We start from the raw sequence: 2045 nt of genomic DNA on the forward strand, positions 1-2045 counted from the left end.
CCGCCGATCTGGAAGGCGCCCAGGCCGAGCGAGGCGGCGGAGCCGAACAGCGTCGCGAAGATCGCGAGGATGTCGATGGCCCGGCCGATGGAGCCCTCGGCGGCCTTGCGGCCGATCAGCGGGACGAAGGCCTGGCTGATGAGCTGCCGGCGGCCCCGGCGGAAGGTGGAGTAGGCGATGGCGAGGCCGACGACGGCGTAGATCGCCCACGGGTGCAGCGTCCAGTGGAACAGCGACGTCGCCATCGAGGTCTGCAGCGCGTCGACGGTGCCGGGCTCGGCGGAGCCGGGGGGCGGTGACCGGAAGAAGGTCAGCGGCTCGTTCACGCCGAAGAACATCAGCCCGATGCCCATGCCGGCGGAGAACATCATCGCGATCCAGGAGACCGTGCGGAACTCGGGTTCCTCGTCGTCGGCGCCGAGCTTGATGCGTCCGAACCGGCTGAAGGCCAGGAACAGTGCGAAGGCGACGAAGGCGGTCGCGGCGAGGATGAATCCCCAGCCGCCGCCGCGCATCAGCCCGCCGAGCATCGCCTCGGCGGTGGCACCGAGGGTGTCGGCGCTGAGCAGCCCCCACAGCACGAACAGCAGCGCGAGCGCGGCTCCGACGCCGAACACGATCCAGTCGGTGCGGGGACGGCCGTCCCCGGTCGTGCCCGGACGGTCGTCCGGTGGTGTTTGGGCCTGTGTCATACGTGGTCACGCCCGCGTGCCGGGCGCATCCCCCCTCCGCTCTCGTTCGTGCAGAAATGGTGCACAAGTCGTTTTGTGTGCCGAAAGTGTAGGTACTCGGCCCTCCCCGTGTCGCAGTGCGAGCCGAACCGTGATGTCGGCCGGCGACGTCGGCGACGTCAGCCCGTGGTCCAGCCCTCGTCCGAGACGCCGCCCGGGACCGGCGCGGCCGGGTCGTAGGGGGTGCGGGTGAAGACGAAGGTCGCCAGCCACAGGTGGTCGCGGGCGATCCGCAGGGTCTCCCCGGCGAAGTAGCCGTCCAGGCCGACCCAGGTGCCGTCCGGGCCCGGCCGGAACCGCGACGCGCGCCCGGGCCTGCCGAGCCCGCCCAGGTGCAGCAGGCCACCGCCGACCGAGCGCAGCACGTACGGCGACGGCCCCCAGAACCACGGGCCGAGCAGCTCCGGATCGACCGGGCAGGGCTGCGGGGTCCACGGCTCGACGACGCGGGGCTCGGCGACGCGCAGGTCGTTCAGCAGCCCGGCGGGCAGTCCGCCGTCCATCCCGGAGGTGGTGTTGCCCATCGCCAGCGCGCCGGTGCCCTCCTCGCGGTCCACCCAGAGCCCGGCGAGGAAGCCGGGCATGGAGCCGCCGTGCCCGACCAGCGTCGTCGTGCCGCCTCCGGGCCGTTCGTGCCGCTGGACCTGCACCCCCAGTCCGTAGCCCGCCCAGATCGGCGACGACGGGTCGACGCCGGCGGGCAGCGTCATCTCCTCGACCGTCGCCGGCGAGAGCACCCCGCCGGTGTCGCCGAGCAGCAGCGCCCCCAGCCGGGCCAGGTCCGCCGCGGTGCACCACAGCTGCCCGGCGGCGGCCATCACCCCGGCGTCGTGCTCGGGCTCGGCCAGGACGAGGTCGGCCCACGGGTGCACCGCCCGGCCCGCGGGGGTCTGTAACGAGAACGGTGGTTCCGGCGATGTTGTCAGTAGTGCTCGGCGCCCGGCCAGCGGTCACCGAAAGTGATGGCGAAGGCGTTGAGGACTGGCTTCCAGCGCATCATCCATCGGGTGTGGCCTCGTCCGGTCGGGTCGAGGCTGCGGGTGACAAGGTACAGACATTTCATCGCGGCCTGCTCGCTGGGGAAATGCCCTCGCGCTCGGACCGCTCGCCGGTAGCGGGCGTTCAACGATTCGATCGCGTTCGTCGTACAGATCACCCTCCGGACCTCGATGTCGTAGTCGAGGAACGGCACGAACTCGGTCCAGGCGTTACGCCACAAACGTATCATCGCCGGATGGGCTCGCCCCCACTCGTCATCGAGATCATCCAGCGCGGCTGCAGCGGCATCGGCGGTGGACGCGGTGTAAATAGCTC

At 71.5% G+C, this 2045-nt stretch carries 3 protein-coding genes; all 3 read right to left on the reverse strand.

What is annotated here, in order from left to right; translation table 11 throughout:
* On the reverse strand, positions 1–692 hold a 692-nt coding region (locus FVA95_RS28450; RefSeq protein ID WP_193564442.1), incomplete at its 3' end, for a BCCT family transporter.
* 158 nt (positions 693–850) lie between these two features.
* Positions 851–1603, reverse strand: coding sequence for a serine hydrolase (locus FVA95_RS28455; protein ID WP_240051793.1), 753 nt, complete (start codon positions 1601–1603; stop codon positions 851–853).
* Positions 1604–1653: 50 nt separating this feature from the next.
* Positions 1654–2045: transposase (locus FVA95_RS28460; protein ID WP_193564409.1), on the reverse strand; the 392-nt coding region annotated here is incomplete at its 5' end.

The organism is Pseudonocardia sp. EV170527-09 (genome assembly GCF_008369905.1).
In the GTDB taxonomy this organism is placed as follows: Bacteria; Actinomycetota; Actinomycetes; order Mycobacteriales; family Pseudonocardiaceae; genus Pseudonocardia.